The sequence below is a fragment of the Empedobacter sp. 225-1 genome (genome assembly GCF_030328185.1).
Classification (GTDB): domain Bacteria; phylum Bacteroidota; class Bacteroidia; order Flavobacteriales; family Weeksellaceae; genus Empedobacter; species Empedobacter stercoris.
This window is the reverse complement of the sequence record NZ_JACALO010000007.1, coordinates 53,445-77,279: the sequence shown is the minus strand read 5'-3', so window position 1 is coordinate 77,279 and position 23,835 is coordinate 53,445. Positions and strand designations below refer to the sequence as shown.

The 23,835-nt window shown below is 30.5% G+C and carries 21 protein-coding genes; 8 read left to right on the top strand and 13 right to left on the bottom strand.

The annotated features are described in order from the left end of the window. Nucleotides 1-67: 67 nt before the first annotated feature. The 4 genes from HX088_RS03665 to HX088_RS03650 are packed head-to-tail and all read right to left on the bottom strand — an operon-like array spanning nucleotide 68 to nucleotide 3,960. The gene (locus tag HX088_RS03665; RefSeq protein ID WP_286483474.1) at nucleotides 68-619 is read right to left on the bottom strand and encodes a helix-turn-helix domain-containing protein; all 552 of its coding nucleotides are present in this window, start codon (nucleotides 617-619) and stop codon (nucleotides 68-70) included. A 44-nt stretch (nucleotides 620-663) separates the two neighbouring features. Next, nucleotides 664-1,671, bottom strand: coding sequence for a glycosyltransferase family 9 protein (locus HX088_RS03660; protein ID WP_225540657.1), 1,008 nt, complete (start codon nucleotides 1,669-1,671; stop codon nucleotides 664-666). Beyond that, nucleotides 1,652-3,502: a monovalent cation:proton antiporter-2 (CPA2) family protein gene (locus HX088_RS03655; protein ID WP_286483471.1), complete on the bottom strand. Its 1,851-nt coding sequence runs from the start codon at nucleotides 3,500-3,502 to the stop codon at nucleotides 1,652-1,654. The genes HX088_RS03660 and HX088_RS03655 overlap by 20 nt, the downstream gene beginning before the upstream one ends. 29 nt (nucleotides 3,503-3,531) lie before the next feature. Continuing rightward, complete coding sequence (locus HX088_RS03650; RefSeq protein ID WP_225542647.1) at nucleotides 3,532-3,960, bottom strand: SufE family protein; 429 nt, start codon at nucleotides 3,958-3,960, stop codon at nucleotides 3,532-3,534. A 111-nt stretch (nucleotides 3,961-4,071) separates the two neighbouring features. Between HX088_RS03650 and HX088_RS03645 the strand changes: the two genes are divergently transcribed. From HX088_RS03645 to HX088_RS03630, 4 genes are all read left to right on the top strand, one after another. Then, nucleotides 4,072-4,944: a diacylglycerol/lipid kinase family protein gene (locus tag HX088_RS03645; protein WP_260541548.1), complete on the top strand. Its 873-nt coding sequence runs from the start codon at nucleotides 4,072-4,074 to the stop codon at nucleotides 4,942-4,944. A 168-nt stretch (nucleotides 4,945-5,112) separates the two neighbouring features. After that, the gene (locus HX088_RS03640) at nucleotides 5,113-6,066 is read left to right on the top strand and encodes a 2-hydroxyacid dehydrogenase (RefSeq protein ID WP_171623389.1); all 954 of its coding nucleotides are present in this window, start codon (nucleotides 5,113-5,115) and stop codon (nucleotides 6,064-6,066) included. 333 nt (nucleotides 6,067-6,399) lie between these two features. Beyond that, nucleotides 6,400-7,113 (top strand): pirin family protein, encoded by a 714-nt coding sequence (locus HX088_RS03635; RefSeq protein ID WP_286483465.1) that lies wholly within the window; start codon nucleotides 6,400-6,402, stop codon nucleotides 7,111-7,113. A gap of 153 nt (nucleotides 7,114-7,266) precedes the next feature. Then, complete coding sequence (locus tag HX088_RS03630; protein ID WP_286483463.1) at nucleotides 7,267-8,355, top strand: DUF6694 family lipoprotein; 1,089 nt, start codon at nucleotides 7,267-7,269, stop codon at nucleotides 8,353-8,355. 71 nt (nucleotides 8,356-8,426) lie between these two features. Here HX088_RS03630 and HX088_RS03625 read toward each other — a convergent pair whose 3' ends face one another. The 6 genes from HX088_RS03625 to HX088_RS03600 form a co-directional block, all read right to left on the bottom strand. Then, nucleotides 8,427-9,128, bottom strand: a complete 702-nt coding sequence (locus tag HX088_RS03625) for a YiaD family glycine zipper/OmpA-like lipoprotein (RefSeq protein WP_286483462.1) — start codon at nucleotides 9,126-9,128, stop codon at nucleotides 8,427-8,429. Nucleotides 9,129-9,154: 26 nt separating this feature from the next. Beyond that, complete coding sequence (locus tag HX088_RS03620) at nucleotides 9,155-9,670, bottom strand: lipocalin family protein (RefSeq protein WP_260541544.1); 516 nt, start codon at nucleotides 9,668-9,670, stop codon at nucleotides 9,155-9,157. A gap of 129 nt (nucleotides 9,671-9,799) precedes the next feature. Continuing rightward, nucleotides 9,800-10,693 carry a class I SAM-dependent methyltransferase gene (locus tag HX088_RS03615; protein ID WP_188319425.1) on the bottom strand — a complete coding sequence of 298 codons (894 nt, stop codon included), beginning with the start codon at nucleotides 10,691-10,693 and terminating at the stop codon, nucleotides 9,800-9,802. Nucleotide 10,694: 1 nt separating this feature from the next. Then, nucleotides 10,695-12,566, bottom strand: coding sequence for a tRNA uridine-5-carboxymethylaminomethyl(34) synthesis enzyme MnmG (gene mnmG, locus HX088_RS03610; RefSeq protein WP_225539534.1), 1,872 nt, complete (start codon nucleotides 12,564-12,566; stop codon nucleotides 10,695-10,697). A 54-nt stretch (nucleotides 12,567-12,620) separates the two neighbouring features. Beyond that, nucleotides 12,621-13,046, bottom strand: a complete 426-nt coding sequence (gene ybeY, locus HX088_RS03605) for an rRNA maturation RNase YbeY (protein ID WP_171622932.1) — start codon at nucleotides 13,044-13,046, stop codon at nucleotides 12,621-12,623. A gap of 4 nt (nucleotides 13,047-13,050) precedes the next feature. Continuing rightward, entirely contained in the window at nucleotides 13,051-15,255 is a 2,205-nt protein-coding gene (locus tag HX088_RS03600) for a patatin-like phospholipase family protein (protein WP_260541543.1), read from the bottom strand. 148 nt (nucleotides 15,256-15,403) lie between these two features. On the opposite strand from HX088_RS03600, the gene HX088_RS03595 reads away from it, so the two are divergent. Then, nucleotides 15,404-16,444, top strand: coding sequence for an acyltransferase family protein (locus HX088_RS03595; RefSeq protein ID WP_286483457.1), 1,041 nt, complete (start codon nucleotides 15,404-15,406; stop codon nucleotides 16,442-16,444). A 34-nt stretch (nucleotides 16,445-16,478) separates the two neighbouring features. Here HX088_RS03595 and HX088_RS03590 read toward each other — a convergent pair whose 3' ends face one another. Continuing rightward, entirely contained in the window at nucleotides 16,479-18,944 is a 2,466-nt protein-coding gene (locus tag HX088_RS03590; protein ID WP_286483456.1) for a bifunctional UDP-N-acetylmuramoyl-tripeptide:D-alanyl-D-alanine ligase/alanine racemase, read from the bottom strand. Beyond that, nucleotides 18,931-19,527 (bottom strand): thymidine kinase, encoded by a 597-nt coding sequence (locus tag HX088_RS03585; RefSeq protein ID WP_171622936.1) that lies wholly within the window; start codon nucleotides 19,525-19,527, stop codon nucleotides 18,931-18,933. The genes HX088_RS03590 and HX088_RS03585 overlap by 14 nt, the downstream gene beginning before the upstream one ends. Before the next feature lie 147 nt (nucleotides 19,528-19,674). Here HX088_RS03585 and wecB point away from each other — a divergent pair, with 147 nt between their 5' ends. Genes wecB through HX088_RS03570 form a run of 3 tightly spaced genes read left to right on the top strand, consistent with a single transcriptional unit; the run spans nucleotide 19,675 to nucleotide 23,117 of the window. Next, complete coding sequence (wecB, locus tag HX088_RS03580; protein WP_286483453.1) at nucleotides 19,675-20,796, top strand: non-hydrolyzing UDP-N-acetylglucosamine 2-epimerase; 1,122 nt, start codon at nucleotides 19,675-19,677, stop codon at nucleotides 20,794-20,796. Then, nucleotides 20,789-21,736, top strand: coding sequence for a glycosyltransferase family 2 protein (locus tag HX088_RS03575; protein ID WP_286483451.1), 948 nt, complete (start codon nucleotides 20,789-20,791; stop codon nucleotides 21,734-21,736). Before wecB ends, HX088_RS03575 begins: the two co-directional genes overlap by 8 nt. After that, complete coding sequence (locus tag HX088_RS03570; RefSeq protein WP_286483449.1) at nucleotides 21,729-23,117, top strand: glycosyltransferase family 39 protein; 1,389 nt, start codon at nucleotides 21,729-21,731, stop codon at nucleotides 23,115-23,117. The genes HX088_RS03575 and HX088_RS03570 overlap by 8 nt, the downstream gene beginning before the upstream one ends. A 15-nt stretch (nucleotides 23,118-23,132) precedes the next feature. Here the strand turns inward: HX088_RS03570 and HX088_RS03565 are convergent, their stop codons facing one another. Beyond that, on the bottom strand, nucleotides 23,133-23,831 hold the full coding sequence (locus HX088_RS03565; protein WP_286483447.1) for a WecB/TagA/CpsF family glycosyltransferase: 699 nt from the start codon (nucleotides 23,829-23,831) through the stop codon (nucleotides 23,133-23,135). Between the last annotated feature and the right edge of the window lie 4 nt (nucleotides 23,832-23,835).

Genomic DNA, 23,835 nt, shown 5'->3' with positions numbered 1-23,835 from the left:
AAGCTGCTTCTAGCCATATGTGTACAATCTAAAAGTAAATTTAGATGAAATTCTGGCCTTAATTCATTTATGGCTTGTGTCCAAGTTTCTTTTGTTTTTCTTCCTCGGCTTGAATTAAGGCATTGAACTTTTTTAAGAGTGCATTTTCACAACGTAAACGTTCAATCTCCAACAATAGTTCTTCTTCTCTTGTTAACGGTTGTTTCGATTTTTTAGGTCTACCTTTAGATGTGCTCATAGTCTTGGGACGGCCTTTTGGTTTGGGTTTTAATCCGTCTATTCCAAAGGTAGCAAAATCTTTTTGCCATTTTATAATAACCGATTCACTTGGAATATTAAATTTCAAGCGTGCTTCACGAAAACTAAGAAACTGTTTGGTTATAGTCTTAATAACTTTCAACTTAAATTCAACGCTATACGTTTGGTTTTTTTTAGGTTCTATACCTGAAATTCCTTGATTATGATAATCAGAAACCCATTTCTTTAATAAAGAAGCATGTATATTTTCTTTTTTACTAATTGAACGTATTGTTCGATGTTTTTCTAAAACTTCTTTCACACAGCGTAACTTAAATGCTACACCATATTTTACTTTTCTTGTCATAAAAAATGCCCCCAAAAGTGTCTAACTTTTTGGGGGCAGTGTATAATGATGCTTTTTAATTATAGATTTTCTAGTCTTTTAACAATTTGTAGATAAACATCTTCTGCACTTAAATTTTGAAAATAATCAAAATTTTCAAAACCTTTTGGATCTTTGCCAAAGATAGAAGTTGGTCGACATTTTAACGTTTCATCCTGAATCACATCTTCCATAGCTTGACCATAACCCAAAAATCCTGCATAAGGATGTGTTCCTCCCCATATAGAAATTGTGCGTGTTCCCATCAATGAAGCTAAATGCATGTTTGCACTATCCATTGAAATCATCGCTTCTAATTTTGCAATGGCTTGTAATTCTTCTTCAAAAGAAACGGTTCCAGCTAAAGAAGTGATATTATGATTGAATTTTTCCCAACTTTTTAATTCGTCTGTTTCAGTTTTTCCACCACCAAATAGATAAATTTTATACCCGTTTTCGGCTAAATTCTTCGTTACGATTTTCATCTTTTCAATTGGATACATTTTACTTGTAAATGCAGCAAAAGGCGCTATACCAATCGATTTTGGTTCTTTGATTGATTTTGGTTTGATGTGATGTGTTAAATTGAGTTTAAAACCGAGTTGACGCAAAACATCTGCATAACGTTCAGTTGTTAATTTTAATTGCTTAAAAACTCGATTTTCTTGATGAACCAATGCTTTTTTTTCAGCACGTCCTTTGTCTAAAGTTGCTGTTTTGGTTCCATTTAATCTAAATAAAGCGGTAATAATTTTTGATCTAATAACGTTATGAAAATCAGCAACATAATCAAAATTATGTTTTTTTAAATCATGGTATAATTTGAACAAGCTAAAAAAGCCTTTGTATTTGTTGTTTAAATCAACCGGAATAAATTTGATCTGCGGAAATTGTTTGAAAATATTTCCCATAAACGGACGCGAAGCAACATAGACTTCAATATTTGGATTTTGTTGAATAAATTCCTGTAAAATAGGAGCGATCATCGTTACATCACCCAAAGCAGAAAAACGTAAAACTAACAGTTTCTTACGATTCGTTTTCTCCATGATTTCTGTTGTTAATTTCTTTTGCAACCATTTTCATTTGTTTCTCAAATTCTTGCTTTGAAGCTTCAAAATATTGATCTGAATTTTCGGCGTGTTTTGCGATTTTTCGCAATGATTTACGATCACTTTTAATAAAAATTTCTCCAACTTTAGCAGCTTCATCATAAGTGAAACCATATTTCATTAGAATTTGTCTTCCTACATAAACAGATGAGAAAAAGTTTTCTCTGTACACTTCATTCAACCCATCTTTTAAATAATTGTAGGCATAACTACGGTTTTTTGCACGAACAATAATTTCGAGATTTGGAAAGTTTTTTCGAACGATATATACCAATTTTTGATTGATTTCTGGTGGATCTAAAGCGGCTACAAAATATTTAGCATGTTCGGCTCCAGCAGATTTTAATAAATTAATATTTGTTGCATCACCATAAAAGACATTAAACCCTTGTCTACGCATTTTCTCCACACGTTCGCTGTCATTATCTAATACAATCGATTTTATTCCAGAACTTTTTAAAACTCGGCTTATGGTATTCCCAAAATCACCAAAACCTGCAATAATAATTTCTCCGTCAGCAGAATTTGGCATTATTTTATCGTTTTGAATAATGGTTTTAACTTTTGTTTTGACTCCAAAATATTTTAGAATTAATTTTTCATTTAATACCAAAAGTAAAGGCGTGAAAACCATTGTAATGGCCGTTGTAGCCAACATCATATCATACCATTCTTTGCTTAAAATATCTAAATTTCGAGTTAATGCTAAAATTACAAAAGCAAATTCTCCGACTTGAGATAATAATAAAATGAACAACCATTTTTGATCAAAATCAAATTTGTGTTTGATTCCAATTAGCCATAAAACCAAAGATTTTATTAACATAATTCCGAATGTTAATCCAAGAATCATAAATGGTTTATCTGCAATTAATTTGAAGTTTATTGTTGATCCAACTGCAATAAAAAAGATTCCTAATAACAATGATTTAAACGGCTCGATATCACTTTCTAACTGATGCTTATATTCATTATTTGCTAAAACTACACCAGCGATGAAAGCTCCTAAAGCAGGTGAAATACCTACTTTTTGCATTAAAACTGAAACGCCAATTACCAAAAGTAACGCAGATGCTGTATAAATTTCACGTACTTGCAACTGTCCAACATATTTGAAATAAGGTGTAATAATATAGCGACCAATTACATAAATAAAAGTAATCGCTCCTACAATTACCAAAGTTTTCATGAAGGCTGGACCTCCAACAAGTAAGCTTTTTGAATCGTCTCCGATTGATTGTATGAGCGAATCTCCAACCAAAAGCGGAATGATCGCTAGTATTGGAATAACCATTATATCTTGAAATAAAAGTACCGAGAATGTCGACTTACCAATACTAGTTTTGGTCAATCCTTTTTCGCTAAGTGTTTGCATAATTATCGCAGTAGAAGACATCGTTACAGCAAATGAGATGGAAAGAGCCAAGGGTAAATTCATTTTCAGCGCAAAAACTCCAACTAATGTTGTAATTAGAATTGTTCCCAAAACTTGCATTCCTCCTAGGCTGATGATTTTATCTTTCATCTTCCAGAATTCTTTCGGATCAAGTTCTAATCCTACAAGGAAGAGCATCATTACTACACCAAATTCTGTTGCATGCATGATATCTGCTCCATCATTACCTACAAATTTTAGGACATAAGGTCCAATTAAAACACCCGCAATTAAATATCCTAAAACCGAACCCATTCCAAGCTTTTTAGAAATTGGTACACAGATTACGGCTGAAAATAAAAATATAAATGCTTGTAAAAGAAAGTCGTCCATTAGTATTTTAGGTTGATTTGATGATAGTTTTAACTATTGTTTTGTTTCGATTGAAATGCAATTGCATAAAATTTGAATTGTTTAATCATCGCCAATAAACCGTTTGCACGAGTAGGAGATAAAAATTCTGATAAACCAATTTCGTTGATAAAATCTGTATCCGATTCTAAAATATCTTTTGGTGTTTGCTTGTCGTACATTCTTACCAATAAAGCAGCAATTCCTTTTGGTAAAATGGCATTAGAATCAGCTTTAAATTTGATGGTGTTTCCATCAAGTTTTGCATCTAACCAAACAGAAGACTGACAGCCTTTGATAATTTTATCATCTGTTTTTTCTTCTTCAGCTAATGCTTCTAAACTTCTCCCTAATTCGATTAAATATTCGTAACGTTGTTCCCAATCATCAAAAAATGAGAATTCGTCTACTATTTCGTTTTGAATTTCTTTAATTTTCATAAGACAAAGTTAGAAAGTTTTTGATAGTTTTTATCCAAAAAAACACGTTAAATCGCTCGATTCTTTTAGTTTTCTTATTTTTGTTGCTCAATAAAATTCAATTCCTAAAAAATGAGGTACACTTTCATTGTAAATCCAAATTCTGGAAATGCAAAACACGATATTTCAATCGATTTTCTACAAGCAAAATTTGATGCTTCTGACGAAATAGTTTTGAAAGAAACCGCTTATCAATTTCATGCAAAAGAATTGGTAAAAGAAGCAATAGCAGACCATTCGGATGTGATTGTTGCGTGTGGCGGAGATGGAACAATCAATGAAGTGGCCAGTGCTTTGGTAAATACAAATATTGCTTTGGGAATTATTCCTGCTGGTTCTGGAAATGGTTTAGCAACCAATCTAAATATTCCGAAAGATATCAACAAAGCGATTGAAATTATCAAAACAAATTCTGTACATACAATAGATGTTGGTCGGGTAGAGGATAACTATTTTTTTAGTAATCTTGGTTTTGGAATTGATGCTGAAGTAATCAAAACTTATGAAGAGAATCAAAAGCGAACAATTACTGGTTACGTTGATGCTTCTGTTAAAACATTGTTGAATTACAAATCAAAATTATTTCGTCTTTATATAGATGATGTTATAATCGAGAAGAGTTTTTATTATCTTTTCTGTTCTAATTCAAACATTGCGGGATATGGTATCTCTTTTACACCAAAAGCAGATTTATCTGATGGAGAGTTGGATTTGTTGATGATTGAAGATTTAGATGTTTTCGAACAATTTTATTTTTCCGTTTTAGTTTTGGCTAAAAAAATTGATTTGTTAGAAAAAGCTCAATACCGTAAAGTAAAAAAATTCAAAATTGAAACCTTAGATGGTTTACCGATTACGTATCAACTTGATGGAGAAATACATCAAACTAATTCACCTCAAGTGAAAGTTAAAGTCTTACCAAATGCGTTAAGAATTATTCATTAAGTTTATAATTGATCGATAAATAATGATTTAATTAACAATTTAATCTCTTTATTATAAGTGATTTAAAAGCTTATTAACATGGTTATAAACGTTTTGTTTACAACCATTTTTTTTTACTATTTCTGTTTAGATAAAGTCAATCGTTGTAACTTTGATAAAACTTTTGCAATGAATACGGCATATAAAATTTTAGCAATAGATTCTAATCATGAATGTTTGAATAAAGGACTTCGAGAAGCAGGATTTATAGTTGATGAAGATTATAGTTCACCCAAAGAAATTATTGAACAAAAAATTAATCTTTATGATGGATTAATTGTTAGAAGTAGATTTCCAATCGATAAAACTTTTTTAGGTAAAGCAACTAACTTAAAATTTATTGGTAGAGTAGGGGCAGGCTTGGAGAATATTGATGAAGATTTTGCAGCGCAAAAGAATATTATTTTATTTAATTCTCCAGAAGGAAATAGAGATTCTGTTGGAGAACATGCAATTGGTATGCTTTTGATGTTAATGCATCATCTGCGAAGAGCTGATAACGAAGTTCGTAACGGAATTTGGAAACGCGAAGAAAATCGTGGAGACGAATTGAAAGGTAAAACGGTCGGAATTATTGGTTACGGAAATATGGGAAATGCTTTTGCGAGACGATTGCAGGGCTTTGAAGTTAATGTCATTTGTTATGATATTTTACCAAACAAAGGAAATGATTTTGCGAAACAAGTTTCATTAGCTGATTTTTTTGAACAAGTTGATGTCGTAAGTTTGCATACGCCGCAAACAGCAGAAACGATGAAAATGGTAAATGCTGAATTTATTTCGAAATTCAAGAAGCCATTTTATTTTGTGAATACAGCTCGTGGAAAATCTGTCGTTACAAAAGATTTAGTTGAAGCAATGAAAGATAGAAAAGTAATGGGGGTTGCGTTAGATGTTTTGGAATTTGAAAAATCAAGTTTCGAGAAATTAGTTGCTTCAGAATTACCAGAAGAATTTCAGTATTTAATTGAAGCAGATAATGCAGTTCTCGCACCACATATTGCAGGTTGGACACACCAAAGTAAAATAAAATTAGCAGAATTTATTCGAGATAAAATTATTCAATGGAAGAATAATTGTTAATCATATAGAATAAAAAAGGTTCCGAAAATTCGGAACCTTTTTTCATTTTGTAAGTTTTTTGTAAATCTTATACAAAATGATGGCTACTATAATTACAAGAACAATCTGGAATAGAATCCAAAGCACCACATTAAATGTCGACTCGCTTGAAATTGATAGCATAAATATTCCTCATGTGTTAACTGAATGCTAAAATATAAAATATTTTTAACATTTAATTAATAGATGAAAAAAAATATCTTTTTTCTTCATCTTGGTTTAGTGATTGATAACTTATCACATATCAATTTTTAAGTTTATAAATCAGCATAAATTTGTAAAAAATTAAGAACTATGAATTACCAAATATTTAAATCAGAGTCTAGAGGAGGAGCTAATCATGGTTGGTTAAATACTCGTCATTCATATAGTTTTGCAAGTTATTATGATCCATCTCGTATTCATTTTGGTGCTTTACGGGTTGTAAATGATGATATCATAACAGGTGGAATGGGATTCGGTAAACATCCGCATGATAACATGGAAATTATTACGATTCCAATAAAAGGTGGTATTTCGCATCAAGATTCTATGGGAACAGGTTCTATTATTGAGTCTGGAGATGTTCAAGTGATGAGTGCTGGAACTGGTGTTTTTCATAGTGAAATGAATGCCTATGAAAACCAAGAAGGACATTTTTTTCAGATTTGGATAATTCCAAATAAAATGAATGTAGAACCACGTTATCAGCAAATATCTATTCGTGAAGTTGCAAAAGAAAACGAATTGTACCAAGTTCTTTCACCGAATGCAGATGATCAAGGTGTTTGGATTCATCAAGATGCTTGGATTTTTTTAGGAAATTACTCAGAAGATGTAACAGAAACATATAAAGTACAAAAGGAAGGAAACGGAGTTTTCTTTATGGTAGTAGAAGGTGAAGTGGAGTTTGATGGAAATACATTAGCAAGAAGAGATGTTGTTGAGATACAAGATGTAAATGAGTTTACGTTTAATGTATCGAAAGGATCACGATTAATGTTCATTGAAGTTCCAATGAAGATTTAAAATTTTTTTCATGTTTTAGTTGTTTTATATTAAAAGCAGATTTCGTTTTGGGAGTCTGCTTTTTTTTTTGAACAAAAAAAACTATTCAATACAAGTATTTAGTATATTTACTGCTGATAAAACTTTAACTTAAAACGTATTAATCCATACTATATGAAACGTTTATTCATCATTATCTCTTTCGCTTTAATGATTATCAGCTGTAAGAATGATAACATCGAAATAGATTCTTCTTCAGCGCAAACTTTTAGCGAGACAGTAGACAAAATCTCGAAAGCATTACCTGTTATGCAACAAGATAAGTTTAAAGAAGCCTTACAAATTATTTTTGAGTATAACACAAGTCCAACCATGGATAATGAAGCTCGTTGGGGAATTGTTCGTACGTTGTTAGATGGAAAAACGGTTGATGAAGTTTTTGATATTGCAGAAAAAGTAGCTTTACAGAATAAGTTTACTTGGAATAGAAATCAAGTTCCTTTGGTGAATGGAATTCCAAAGCCAGAAGCGGTAGAAGTTATAGAAACGCCAACAGAACCAACTTCAAATGTTCAGCGTTTTGATTTTAGTGTAAAACAAGTTGATACGGGTATTTCTATATCGCCGTTTTTTTATAATGCGCAAGGAGAAGAAATTCAATTGGATCAAGCTGTAACAGCAACTGTAGAAGTTTTTAATTCTGGTAATATTGTATATACTTTCCGAGCTACGATTGATCCAAATTCATTGGATGATTTATACAGAAAGAATGCAATTACGATTAAATATGCCTCTTTGGATACTTCAAAGATAAAGAATGATCGTTTAGATATTTTAGTTCGTATTCCTAATTCTGAACGTTATTTAACGAATCGTAAGGCGGTAAAAGTGCCAATTAATTTGATTGGTGCTGTTGTTGTAGATTCTATTTCTTTAGAAGATGTGCCTATTGATGTAAGTAAAGAAGCAGGAATGGTGAAGTCTTTGTCGAATCGTTTTATGACAAATTTATCGAAGAAAAATTATTCTGGCGCTTTTGCTTTAACAAGAAATAGAGAATGGAATACCTATCAAAAATTCTCTTCTGATGAAGGCATTAAAAATTTAGAGCAAGCAACAATAAAAGATGCAAAAGTTTTAGATGCTGATGAAAAAGTAGCTTTAGTAGAAGTGCAAGCGAACTTAAAAGATCAATCTTCTAAAACGTATCAAGTAACGTTAGAAAAGATCAATAACAAATGGTTTGTGGTTAATTTTAAATAAGTTTAAACCTTTGTAAACATAAAAAAAGCGTTCAATAGCTGAACGCTTTTCTTGTTTTATAATATAAATGATTATTGACCATTTGCTTCTTTAGCAGCGTCAGCTTTCATTTTTTCATTTGCAGTAATCGCAATCTCAACACGACGGTTTTGAGCACGTCCTTCTGCAGTTGAATTGTCAGCGATTGGTTCTTCTAAACCTTTACCTTTTGATGTTAAACGAGAAGAAGCTATTCCTTTTGCAACTAAGTAATCTTTTACAGATTGTGCACGTTTCTGAGATAATGGTAAGTTATATCCTTGCGAACCTACGTTATCTGTATGTCCAACGATTAATAAATCTGTATCAGGATATTCGTTGAAAACTTCTACTAATTTATCTAAATTCGATTTAGCAACAGCAGTTAAAGAAGCTTTATTATATTCGAAAGTAACTCTAGAATTTTCATCTAAAATAAGGTTAATTCCTTCTTCTGTTCTTACAACTTCAGCGCCAGGTAAAACTTCTTCGATTTTTTGAGCTTGTTTATCCATTTTGTTACCAATAACACCCCCAGCGGCTCCACCAACTGCAGCACCTATTACAGCACCTAAAGCAGTGTTACCACCTTTACCAATATTATTTCCTAAGATACCACCAATCACAGCTCCACCAACAGCACCAATACCAGCACCTTTTTGAGTGTTATTTGCGTTTTGTACTGCTGTACAAGAAGACATGATAAATGAACCTCCTAATACGATTGCAGTTATTTTTGTATTTATTTTTTTCATAATTTCTAAATTTTTTAAATTGTTGATTAACGTTGGAAGTTATAAATTACTTGTGCAATTTTACCATTTGCATTAATATCTTGTACTAATCTCATCGAATTTGCATCAACATAATCTACACGCATTTTGTATCCAGCTGTATTTTGTTTGGCCTTGATTCCTGTTACATCTTTGAAAATAAAATAAGTTATAGAACCATCTTGTTGCAAATTCCAAATAATGTTAGCTGTTCCTGTAGGACAATCTTCATCAGCAGTATTAAATGTATAGGTTCCTTTTTTATTGTTTTGGACCAAGTTCCAAGTAGAACCTTCGTAACATTCTGGATTTGCAGTATCAAAAACTCTTGAAACGGCATCCGTAACTTTTACATTACCCTGAACTTCATTCGTTGTTAGACCTTCGTAGTCAACATTTGTTAATGTCCATGTTCCTCTCACTTCTTTACCTGTTTCAATCTCTTGTTTTGCGACTGTTGTAGATGCACAAGATGTTAAGAAAGCAGAAGCGCATATCCCAAATAATAAAATACTTTTTTTCATAGCTATTTATTTTATTTATGTATTTATAGTCCAAAAAAGGGCTTTTATATATTAGATTTATTCAATTTTTTTAATAAAAAGGTCATAATGCTCAATTGGCTTATAAAAGATAGCTTAAAAGGGCTTATTTTAATTTTCGGCTTTAATTACATAGATTAAAGAAGAATATTCTCCCGTTTTCTTTGCTTTTGCATTTGATTTTAAACCGACTCTAATAGCGTTTAAAAAACCTAATTTATTTCCTTTATATTTTTCAGAAAGTAGACTCACATAAAACGAATCTAATTTCATCGGATGAGTAGATTCAATTTTCATACCAAAGTTGTTAAAAAGTTTATGCATGCTTGTTGCTGAGAAATGCCACAGGTGTCTAGGTACATCATAAGCTGCCCAATATTTTCCGTAATAAGCTGCATCGTAAGATTGGTGATTTGGTACGGCAATTATTAATCGGCCATTTTCGTTTAGATGTTTTTTTAACAAATGGATGATTTCATTCAGATTTGGTATATGTTCTAAAACATGCCACAACGTTATGATATCATATTTTTGATTATTTTGTTCTAATTCTGTAGAAGTAACGTTTTCAATTCCTATTTTAGATTGTGTAATTCTACGCGCAGAATCGTTTGGCTCCATTCCTAAAACATCGTAACCATTTTTTTGTAAATGTTCTAAAAAGTCACCAACTCCGCAGCCGTAATCCAATATCTTTTTACCTGTTGATATATTCCGAATCAATTCTAATTTGTTGTTTAGATTGATTGATTTTGCTATTTGGTAAAAACGTTCGAAAACAGATTTTTTTCCATCGGTATGGGAAATATAATTTTTACTTTCGTAATATTTACCCAAATTTTCGATAGGCTGGGGGAGAGTATATAAAACGCCTGTTTTAGAATCTTCAAACAATTCGAAGTTTTCTCCAGTTAAAAAATAATCTTTTAAATCTAATTTCTTAATACCAGAAAATCCTTCTTTTGAAGGATTTTCTTGAGATGTTTCACGTGGAACATTTTCCATATTATCTTCCCATGTAAATTAATAATACACTAATATCTGCTGGTGATACACCACTAATTCTTGAAGCTTGAGCGACGGTAGCTGGTTTTATTTTTGCCAATTTTTGGCGTGCTTCGATAGACATTGATCCAAAAATACTGTAATCCGTATCAGCTGGAATTTTAAGATTTTCTAATCGATGCAACTTGTCAGCATTCTGTTGTTCTTTTTTGATGTATCCTTTATATTTTATTTGAATTTCTGTTTGTTCTAATTCTTCGTCATCATATTCATTAGAATCAATATATTCTTTCACACGGTTTAATTTTGTGAAATCAGAAAGCTTTAATTCCGGACGAGAAATAACAGAAATCATTTTATTTGGTTGCTTCAATGGAGTCCCATTTCGTTCTTCTATTACCTCATTTATTTCTTGAGGTTTGATCGAATTTTCTTCGAAATAGTGAACAAGTTTTTCAGCTTTATCAAACTTTTCTTCCATTCTTTTCAAACGATCTTCAGAAGCTAAACCAATGTCAAAAGCCTTTCTTGTCAAACGTTCATCTGCATTATCTTGTCTCAATAAGATTCGATATTCAGCTCGGGAAGTGAACATACGATAAGGCTCTTCTGTTCCTTTAGTAATCAAATCATCGATTAAAACACCAATATATGCTTCGTTACGGTTTAAGATAAACGGATCTTTTTCTTGAATTTTCAACACAGCATTTATTCCCGCCATTAATCCTTGAGAAGCTGCCTCTTCATAACCAGTTGTTCCGTTTATTTGACCTGCACAATACAAGTTATCGATTAACTTTGTTTCTAACGTGTGTTTTAGTTGTGTTGGTGGAAAATAATCATATTCGATGGCATAGCCTGGGCGTAAAATTTTTGCATATTCAAAACCAGGTACAGATCGTAAAGCTCTTGCTTGAATATCATCAGGTAACGATGTCGAAAATCCATTTATATAGAATTCCATTGTATGCCAACCTTCAGGTTCTGCAAATATTTGGTGACGATCTTTGTCTGCAAAACGGTTAATTTTATCTTCTATCGATGGACAGTATCTTGGTCCAGTTGATTTGATTGTACCGTTAAACATTGGAGAACGATCGAATCCTTCGCGTAATAAATCGTGTACTTCTTGATTGGTATAGGTAATCCAACAAGAGCGTTGTTTGGTTAATTTTGGCGTATTGGTATACGAAAATTTAGACGGGTTTTCATCTCCTGGTTGCTCAATCATTTTCGAATAATCAATTGATCGACCATCAACACGTGGAGGTGTTCCTGTTTTCATTCGGCCAGCTTCGAAACCTAAATCAACGAGTTGTTCTGTTATACCGAATGCAGCAGATTCTCCCATACGTCCACCTCCAAATTGTTTTTCTCCGATGTGGATCAAACCATTTAGGAAAGTTCCATTTGTTAAGATAACAGTTTTAGAACGAATTTTCATTCCCATCGCTGTAATCACTCCACAAACTTTACCATTCTCTACGATTAAGTTTTTAACCATATCCTGAAAGAAATCAACATTCTCTGTTCTTTCTAAAGATAAGCGCCATTCTTCGGCAAAACGCATGCGGTCAGATTGAGCTCGTGGTGACCACATCGCAGGACCTTTTGATTGATTCAACATTTTGAATTGAATCATCGTTTTATCTGTAATAATACCTGAGTATCCACCCAAAGCATCTATCTCGCGAACAATTTGTCCTTTTGCGATTCCACCCATAGCAGGATTACAAGACATTTGCGCGATTGTTTGTAAGTTCATTGTAACAAGGAGTGTTTTAGCTCCTAAATTGGCAGCTGCAGCTGTTGCTTCAGCACCAGCGTGACCACCACCTACTACAATTACATCATATTCTGATTGAAATATCATTTGATTTGTAAACTTATTTTTCTTGTTAAAATAATAAATGTTCCACGTGGAACATTATGAATTTAGATAGTGACTAAACGTTTCTAAATAGTAATTTTCTTTTGTAGTCATCAATTCTTTTTCTTCTGGTTCTTTATCCATATAACCAGCGAAATGTAATATTCCATGAATCACAACACGAGCCAATTCATTCTCAAAAGAGACATTATTCTGCTCTGCATTATCTTTTATTCTTTCGATACTAATAAAAATATCACCCATCAATTCGTCTTCAATAGAATTATCGAAACCGATAACATCTGTATAATAATCGTGATCCAAATATTGTCGATTAATTTGAAGTAAGTATTCATCATCACAGAAAATATAGTTTAAATCTTCTATTGTTTTTCCTTCATTTCGCATACTCTCTACGATCCAATCTATCCAAGTTTGAGCATCTTTTAACTCAAAATCTGTTTCGTAAAATAATTCTATCATTGTTCTAAAACCAGTAACCTAAACTTAAATTAAATAATCCTTTTTTGGTATAAGGCGAATAACTCCAAATGAAATTTAAAGGTCCTAATGGACTATCGTAGCCATAGGTAACGCCATATCCAAGATATTTGTAATCGGTTAAACTTAATTGCTCAAATCTGTCGGTGATATTTGCGATATTCATAAACAGACTTGTGTAATGATTTTTCAAAATTCGAGCTTGCAAATGAGACCCAAATAACAATTGATTGTCGCCAATCGCAGAGCCAAAAGGAAGCCCATAAAACTTTGTGTAATTGAAAAAATCTTGTTCAACATAACCTCCAATATAAAATTTCTGAGGTATCGTTACATTATCGTTGAAAAAGGTTCCAAAGTTAGCAGTAAATCTGTAACTTAGGAAATTATTTAACGGAAAATTTGCCTCTAAACTTGATTCTAATAAATAGTTATTTTCGAATCCATTAACATTAGAATCAAATAAATACTTGAAACTTCCATCAAATTTTAAACCACTTCGTGCAAAATTAGCATTGTTTCGGTTATCTGCTTTGATGTAGCCATATGCTTTCCAATAATAACCTTCTGATTTTGCTGGAAAATCTTCGTTTTTCGTAATATAGTTGTTTGTAAAAACCTTCGTATATTGATGCTCTAAGCCAACACCAATCGCATATTTTTCTTTGATTGTAGATTGAATGTAGATTTGATTGATGTATTCTCTAAAATTGTAATTGACTTTTTTATAAATATTATCTTGACCAAAGAAGTTTCTGAGGTCAATTTCTTTATCAAAATAATGTGAAAAAGAGTTGAAACCAATACTTGGTAAATATCCATTGTCAATGAAAAAATTGATGTTATATCGAGCATAATCCCCAACGACAACATCAGCTGAAAGTACCGAGTTTTTGACAAATAAATTTTTAGACGTAAAGTTCAAAAGTAACCCTGTTTTGAATAAATCATCGTAATGTAATCCGAAACGAATTGATTGTTTGGTCTTATTTTCTTGAACTTTTAAGGTTAATAAATTTTCATCATCTTCGATTTCTGAAATTTTATACGTAATATTATTAAAGTTTCCTGAAGCATATAACTTCGAAATTCCAAATTTTAAATCATCGTATTTTATTATTTCGGGAGTTCGAATCCCTAATTTACCTTCGATGTAATTCTTGTTAAAATTTTTCAAACCTTCAACCTCGATATTTTTTACCAAAACATAATCATCCAATTTTATTTCATTTCTTTGAGTTTTGGATGCATGTTGTTTTTGAGCAATTTCTTTCAATTGATCAAACACTTTTTCTGAAGCGATAAGACCTCTGTTGTAGATGGAATCTACTTCATCAAAACTCGTCACAGAATATTCTTTCAATTCAGGTTTAATTAAAAGATCAACTAATTTCTTTTGTTCATCTGTTTTTTTAACGATGCTCATTGTCATAATTTGACTCAAAATATCAATCGCTGAATTGAGGTCTTCACCCTTTTGCAAACCATCTCCAAGCTCGACTCCGATAATGATATCGGCACCCATTTCTTTTACTTCTTTGACAGGGAAATTATTGACAACGCCGCCATCAACATAAATTTTTCCGTCAATTGTAACAGGATCCAACATGGTAGGATAAGCGCCAGAAGCTAAAATTACGCGAGGTAAAAATCCTGAACGAAACACTTTTTCTTCACCAGTTTCGAGATTTGTTCCAATGCAAACAAATGGTGTAGGAAGTTGATTGAAATCGTCGATATTGTGAACTGGGCGTAGTAGATATGTTAATAAATCTAATGGTCCTTGCCCTTTAGAAAAAGCATTTGGAATGGTTAGTTTGAACTTATCAAAAGGTAATTCTAAGATATACTTTTCTTTGTATGCTTTTTCAAAAAAAGGAATTTCTGCACGGTCTTTATTTTGTGTAATCAAAGAAGAAATATCCAGTTGATACATGATTTTTTGAAGTTCATCGGGAGTATAACCAGCCGCATATAAGCCGCCGATAATCGCTCCCATACTTGTTCCTCCAACATAGTCAATCTTAATTCCAGCTTCTTCTATTTTCTTTAAAGCGCCAACATGTGCATAACCTTTTGCGCCACCACCACTCAATACAACGCCAACTTTTAATCGTGTGGAATCGTTCTTCGTTTCTTGGGCAAAAGAAATGGTTGAAAAGAGTATTACGAAGGCGAAAAATATACGCATAAATCTATTTGAATTGTGGAATAAATATAATGAAATAAAGCCTTATGATTATATTATTTAAGAACAATAAGAATACTATTTTTAAATTTCACTTCTAATAAAATAAAAATTGATTTTAATTGTTCTTAAAATTAGATAATATAGCTTGATGAGATACTTTCACACTTTTGACGCTTTACGCTTTTTAGCTTTTTTTATTGTTTTTTTACACCATTTACCTGTTGTTAATATTGATTTTATTAATTTTTTTATGCACAGTGGAGGAATTGGTGTTCAAATATTTTTTGTATTAAGTGGTTTTTTGATTTCTTACATTTTACTGGAAGAGAAAAAAAAATCAAAACAATTAAATCTTAAAAATTTCTTCATGCGTAGAATTTTGAGAATTTGGCCACTTTATTATGCAATGCTTTTATTTGCATTTCTAACACCTTATATTTTGCAACTATTCTCATTAAAATCTAGTGATGAAGGTTATCATCCAAATTGGTTTTTTCCGTTACTTTTTTTAGAGAATTATCAAATGATTATTAATAATAGCTTTGCAAATGTTTCCCCGTTACGTGTTATGTGGTCGTTATGTATAGAAGAACATTTTTATATACTTTGGGGTATTGTATTCTATTTTATTTCGAATAAAAGGTTTCCTGTTTTTTTAGTTATTTCTATAATTTTATCACTTATGTTCAGAGTTATCTATGATAAAAATAACATTTATGATTTAGATATCAATACAAATGTTTTATATTTTTCTTTTGGAGGAATTGTAGCTTATTTGTTGAGTTACAATGAAGATTCTTTAAATAAATTAAGTAGAGTTCCTCATGAGTTAAAAGTATTATTGTCAGGAATAATTATTTTATTATACTTTTTGATTCCAACCTTTAAAGTAGATCCCGTAATTATTGAACCATTGATTATAGGAATATTTACTTCTATATTAATTGCATTTACTTTATGTAATCGTAATGCAATAATAATTAGTGATTCTAATATATTCAGTATACTAGGAAAATATACTTATGGGATGTATTTATTTCACACTATTTGGATAAATTTTGTAATGAAATTTTTTTCAGACTTTAGTGTAGTTTTTATTTTATCATTTTCAGCAACGATTTTTAGCAGTATGATTTCTTATCATTTATTTGAAGGTAAATTCTTAAAATTGAAAAAGTATTTTAAATAAAAAAGAGCCACTTTTCAGTAACTCTTTCTATGTATTATTCTTTATAATACACTCGTTTTATCCGTTGCGAAACAGAAGTCAAAACCTCGTAAGGAATTGTATCTAACCATTCGGTAACGTCCGCTAAAGTTGGAAGATTACCAAAGATTGTAACTTCATCACCTTCTTTACAAGATATGTCAGTTACATCTACCATCATCATATCCATACAAACAGAACCTACAATAGTAGCTAATTGTCCGTTGATACCAACTTTTCCTTTTCCTTTTCCAAGTGAGCGGCGAATTCCATCAGCATAACCAACAGGTAAAGTTGCAACTTTTGTATGGCGTTCAGCCGTAAAACGACGACCGTAACTTACAGTTTCACCTTTTTCAATTTCAGAAATTTGAGAAATAACCGTTTTAAAACGTACAACAGGTTTCAGGTATTTCTCCATAAAATCGGTATATTCCGAATAACCGTACATACCAATTCCTAAACGAACCATGTCGTATTGATGTTCGCCATAGGCAACAATTCCAGGAGAATTTAACGCATGTTTAATTGGTTTTATGTTTAAGGCTGTTGAAATAGCAGCATAACTGTTATCAAAACGATTCAATTGATATTTGACATAATCTTCTTCTTCTGGCATATCTGCTGTTGCCAAATGCGTGAAAATTGATCGAACAACAACCTGTGAATGATCTTTTAAAATTGCAATTAATTCTTCGAAATCATTTTCATGAAACCCAAGACGATTCATTCCCGTTTCCATTTTCAGATGAATTGGAAAAGATGAAGAAATCTGTTTTTCTTGTAATTTTTGAATAAATAATTTTAACACACGTAAACTATAAATTTCGGGTTCCAATTGATAATCGATTACAGTAGAATAACTACTTTGCTCTGGATTCATCACAATAATTGGTACCGTAATTCCAGCTTCGCGTAATTCTTTTCCTTCGTCAGCAATTGCGACACCAAGAAAATCAACTCCATTATTTTGTAACGTATTTGCCACTTCAAAACTACCCGTTCCGTAACTATTCGCTTTTACCATACACATCAATTTAGTGGTTGGTTTTAGCAACGAACGATATACATTTATATTTTCGATAAGATGTTGCAAATTAATTTCGAGAACAGAATCGTTGGAACGCGTTTCCAATTCGTTCGAAATTTTTTCTAATTTGAATGGACGAGCACCTTTTAATAAAATTGCTTCGTTATCGACATGTTGATGTTTGAATTGTTCCAAGAATTCTTCAGTCGAATTAAATGAACGAACATACGATTGAAACAAATTTTTGAACTGCGAAATTTTTTCACCAATCAAAACGATTTCATCAAAATGATAAGGATTCACTAAATCGGCAGCTTGTTGATATAAATCTTCGTCAGATAAATTACTTTGTAAAATATCCGTCAAAACCAGCGATTTTTTATCACGAGGTTGTTGATTAAGAACATTTAGCCCAATTTTTAATGAATTTAGATCAGAATTGAAGGTATCATTAATTAAGATAGAATGATTAATCGCTTCTTTTATTTCCAAACGCATTTCGATTGGTAATAATTGATTAAATTCTTCTTTAAATTGATTGTAATCAATGTTTAAACTGATTAATGTTGTTAAACAAATTAAACTGTTTTTAATCGAAGCATCATCAATAAAAGGAATAGAATAAGTGAATTCTTCTTGATTATGTAAAATAGAAATTTGCGTATTAGTCTGATTACTTATGATTTGCTTGATTTGCACAGTGGCAGAATCTGAATAACCATAAGAATATTTATCTATATTGCTTAAATATATGTTTTCAAGAATAGCTTGACGAACTTTTTCATTATCGATATTGAAAACTAATTTTTCTACATTCGAAAATAATTTCAGTTTTTCTTGAATCAATTCTTCTTGATTTTTGAAATTCTCTAAATGCGCTTCTCCAATTTTTGTCAATACACCAATTGTGGGCTGAATAATTTCTTCGAGATTTTGCATTTCGTTTGGCATCGAAATTCCTGCCTCAAAAATTCCCAAATCATTTTTTTCTTCCATTTGCAAAACAGAAAGCGCTGCTCCGAATTGAGAATTATAACTTTTTGGACTTCGAACAATTGAGAATTTTTTCCATAACAATTGATTCAACCATTCTTTCACAATTGTTTTTCCATTAGAACCTGTAATTCCGATGACAGGAAACGGATATTGTTGACGATGAATTTTTGCCCAATTTTGTAAAGCAAATAGAGGATTTTCAACCTCTATAAAATTTGCTTGAGGTAAATGAGTCAATGCTTTTTCGACCACAAAATTTCGAATTCCTTTTTGATAGGCATCTTGAATATATAAATGACCATCTTTTTGATTGCCATGAAAAGCAAAGAAAATTCCGTGAGTTGGATTGACAATCATACGCGAATCAAAGAAAATTTGATTGATGATTTCATCTCCATTTCCAATCAAAGTACTATTGGTGATACTCGAAATTTGATTTAGATTATACGTTTTCAACTTTTTGTTTGTTATGTTCTTCCCAAAAAGCAGCTCGGCTTAATGGTTCGTATTCTGAAGTTTCGCCTAATTCGACAAGACGATCACTGTCTATTTTTCTGTGTGAGTAATTGGCTAAATTTCCTGTACGCACGCAAATCGCATGTACTTTGGTCACATATTCGGCAGTTGCCATTAGATTAGGCATAGGACCAAATGGTCGACCTTTAAAATCCATATCCAAACCAGCCACTATCACACGTTTTCCTTCGTTCGCTAATTGATTGGCAACATCTACGATTCCTTCATCAAAGAATTGCGCTTCGTCAATTCCTACCACATCACAATCATCAGCCAACAATAAAATTGCCGAAGAATACTCGACAGGCGTTGATGTAATCGAGTTTTGATTGTGTGAAACTACCTCGCGTTCTGCGTAACGAGTATCAACTGTAGGTTTGAAAATTTCGACACGTTGTTTAGCAAATTCGGCACGTTTTAGACGGCGTATAAGTTCTTCGGTTTTACCAGAAAACATTGAGCCACAGATGACTTCTATCCATCCACTTTTTTTGTTATGATTAAAGGTATTTTCGAGGAACATAGTTCAAATAATTTAGTTTAAAATGTGAGAACAAATTTACGGAATAAATTAGATGAGTTGGTTAAAAAATAAATGAAGATTAATTTAAAAGAAAATTAGTAATTTAGCGTTTTGTATTAGAAATTTACGTAAATTATTATATTAAGTATGAAAAAAATTTTATTTGTTTTTGGAACACGACCAGAAGCAATAAAAGTAGCTCCATTAATAAAGTCTTTTAAAGAAGAAGATTTTTTTGATGTAAAAATTTGTAATACTGGACAACATAAAGAAATGTTGGATCAAGTATTAGATTTTTTTGAATTGGAATGTGATTATAGATTAAATATAATGACTGAAAATCAAACTTTATATAGTATAACAGAACGAATAATTCATAATTTAAAAGAAGTATTAGAAGTTTATAATCCTGATTATGTATTTGTACATGGAGATACATCTACTACAATGGCTGCTAGTTTAGCCTCTTTTTATCATGGCTCTAAAATTTGCCATATAGAGGCAGGTTTGAGAACTTCAGACTTAAGAAATCCTTTTCCTGAGGAAGCAAATCGAAGAATTACATCTGTATTGAGTGATTATCATTTTTCTCCGACTGAATCATCTAAAAGAAATTTAATTAAAGAAAACATTGATGATAGTAAAATTTTTGTTACTGGAAATACTGTTATTGATGCTTTGTTATATGGAATAGAAAAAGTAAAATCTGATAGCTCTATTGTTGCAGATTTAAAATTAAGATTATTATCTAATAAGGAAATTGTTTTGATAACTTGTCATCGTAGAGAAAACCATGGTAATGGAATTTTGAATGTATGTAAAGCTGTAAAAGAACTTGCATTATCGAACGAAAATTATCAATTTGTTTTTCCTGTCCATTTAAATCCTAAAATCTTAAAAATTGTTCATGAAGAATTGATTAGTATTGAAAATATAGTTTTAATAGAACCATTAAACTATCCTAATTTTATTTGGCTAATGAACGAATCAAAGATTATTGTTACCGATAGTGGCGGAGTGCAAGAAGAGGCTCCAAGTTTAGGAAAACCTGTAATTGTTGTTCGTGATGAAACAGAAAGACCAGAAGCTGTAGAAGCTGGTACAGTAAAACTAGTAGGATCAAATGTAGATTTAATTGTTAAAAATGTACAAGCTTTAATAGATGATAAGAATTTATATGAAAAAATGAGTAATGCACATAATCCATATGGAGATGGAAAAGCAGTGAAGAGAATAATTGAATATATAAAGAATTTAGATAATGAATAAGATTGTAATTATCTTTCCTTGTTATAATGAAGAAGAAGTTCTTATTAAAACTAAAAATGAAATTGTTGAGAAGTTTACTAAACTTGTTTCTAAAAAAATTATTTCTTCAGATAGTAAGATTTGTTTTGTAGATGATGGAAGTAAAGACAAAACATGGGAGATAATAGAAAGCTTTAAAGAAATTAACATTATTGGAATTAAATTAGCAAGAAATGTTGGACATCAATTTACATTACTTGCAGGTCTGGAAACTCTTAAAAATAGTTTTGATGCTTATATTACAATGGATGTAGATCTTCAAGATGATATTAATTCTATTGAAGATATGATATCAGAATATACTAAAGGGAATGATATTGTTTATGGAATAAGGGAAGAAAGAATAACAGATACATTTTTTAAAAGAAAAACTGCAGAATTATTTTATTTATTCATGATGAAGTTAGGAGTGAATATTCATTATAATCATGCAGACTATAGAATAATAAATAATAAAGTATTGCTTGAATTTTTAAAATTTAATGAATCTCATCTATTCTTAAGAGGAATATTCCCTTTAATTGGATTTCAACAAAGTAAAATATATTATAAAAGAAAAGAAAGAGTATTAGGGGAGAGTAAATATCCTTTGAAAAAAATGTTGTCATTTGCTTGGGAAGGCATTACTTCTTTTTCAGATAAACCTATAAAACTTGTATTGAATTTGGGTATTTTTTCTATTTTGATTTCTTTATTATTAGGGTTTTGGGCACTTATTCAAATGTTATTAGGTAATACTATAACCGGTTGGACCTCAATTATAGTTTTAATTATTTTTTTTGGAGGAATTCAAACTTTATCATTGGGATTAATAGGAGAGTATATAGGAAAAATATACATACAAACTAAAAATAGACCAAGATATGGAGTGGAAAAATTAAAAAATTTTTTGAATGAATAGAAAAATATTAAATACAGGAACCTCTTTTATTTGGATAATAATATGTTGTTTATTTCTTTTTATGGGAATAAGTGCTTTTGAATATATTAGTGAAACAAACAATATCTTTATCATAAAAATTATTAAAGCACTTGCTTTATTGTTTATTCTAATTCTTGGTTTTTCATTATTAAAAAGTATGAAATTATCAAGTAATTATCTGCCATATATTATTTTTTTTAGCGCATTTTTTTTACGTTTATTATTTATTTTAAATGTAAATGTAATTCCTATTTCTGATTTTAAACTTCTCCATGATACTGCTATTTCTCTTGCAAATGGAGATATGGAACCATTAAGTAATGAAGTTTATTATAAATTGTGGAATTATAATATTCCATTTACTCTTTTTGAAGCATTAATTATTAAAATATCAGATAATATATTACTACTTCAGCTAATAAATGCACTTCTTAGTTCAGGAATAGTACTCTTAATATATTATTGCTCTAGGATCTTGTTTAATGAAAAAACGGCTTTATTTTCTACATTTTTAGCCATAATTTTTCCTCCTTTTATTATATATTCAGGTATATTAACTAACCAAACGATTTCTATATTTTTTATTTTATTAGCTTTATACTTCTTTCTTAAAAATAAAAGCTTTTCATGGATTGGATTATTTATTGGAATTGCTCAAATTTTTAGACCGATTGGAACTATATTTTTATTTGCCTTTATCATACTCTTAATTTATCAATTAATTTATGATAATAAGTATAGTTTAAAATTTGTTAAAATAAAACTCTTAAATAGTTTGAAACTATTTCTATCATATCATTTTATTTTAATCATAACAAGTTTGGTTTTAATAAAGGGTGGTTTTTCTGAAAATTCACTTTATCATAACGCTTCTTCTAATTATAAATTTTTAGTAGGTGTTAATTATGATAGTAAAGGTGGATATTCTGCAGAAGATTCCCATTTGTTATTTTCTACATATGATAAAAATTTTGAAGAATATTCTAAAGAATTAATTAAAATTAGAATTGAGGATAAGCTTAAACTTACAAATTTATTTGAAGAAAAATTTAGGATAATGTGGGCTTCACCAGATTCAACATTTTATTGGGCTGATTGGTATAATAATAATTTAATTTCATTAACGAATTATATGTGGGTAATCATTCTTTTTTTAGCAAGTTTTGCCTCTTTAAGATTAGTTAATAATAAAGTGAATGAGAAAATAGTTTTATATTTACCTATAGTTTTAGGTTTATTCATAGGGACTTACTTTTTAATTGAAATTCAGAGTAGATACCGTTATGAATTATATCCTTTTTTTATAATAATAGCAAGTTATGGCATGTTTGAATTGTATCAATTAATAGAAAAAAAATAAGGACTAAATAAGTCCTTATTTTTTTTCTATTAAATATGTTTTAAAAAGTAATATGATAAATTTTGTATTACTTATTAAATACCTTTTCCACATTCTACCTGGTTCTTGATATACTCTAAATAGCCATTCTAATCCTGCTTTTTGTACCCAAATAGGTGCTCTTTGAACAAAACCAGCATGTACATCAAAACTACCACCCACTCCCATTACAAAATTGATATTTTTTAAAGCCTCTTTATGTTTGTGTAAAAAAATTTCTTTTTTAGGAGATGTAATAGCTACAAATAATAGATTAGCATCTGAATTTGTTATGTCTTTTATTATTTGTTTTTCTTCTTCTTCTTTAAAATATCCATTTCTATAACCAGCAATAATCTCCTTACCAAAGTTTTTTTCATATTTATTAATTAGAGTAGAAACGACTTCTTCTTTTGCTCCAAGAAAATAGATTTTATATTTTTTATTTGCAGATAATTCAACTAATTTTTGCATTAAATCAACACCGGTTACTCGTTCTTTTAATTGATGTCCAAATAACTTTGCTGCCCAAATAACAGCTTGCCCATCAGCATTTACAATAGTAGCTTCTTTAAAATAATCTTGTATTAATTTATCACTCTGTAAAGTTACAATCTTATCTGCATTAACATCTGCATATACAATTTGTTGATGATTTTTGATAGCGTCTTCTACAACACTAAGCGTATCTTTCATCGAA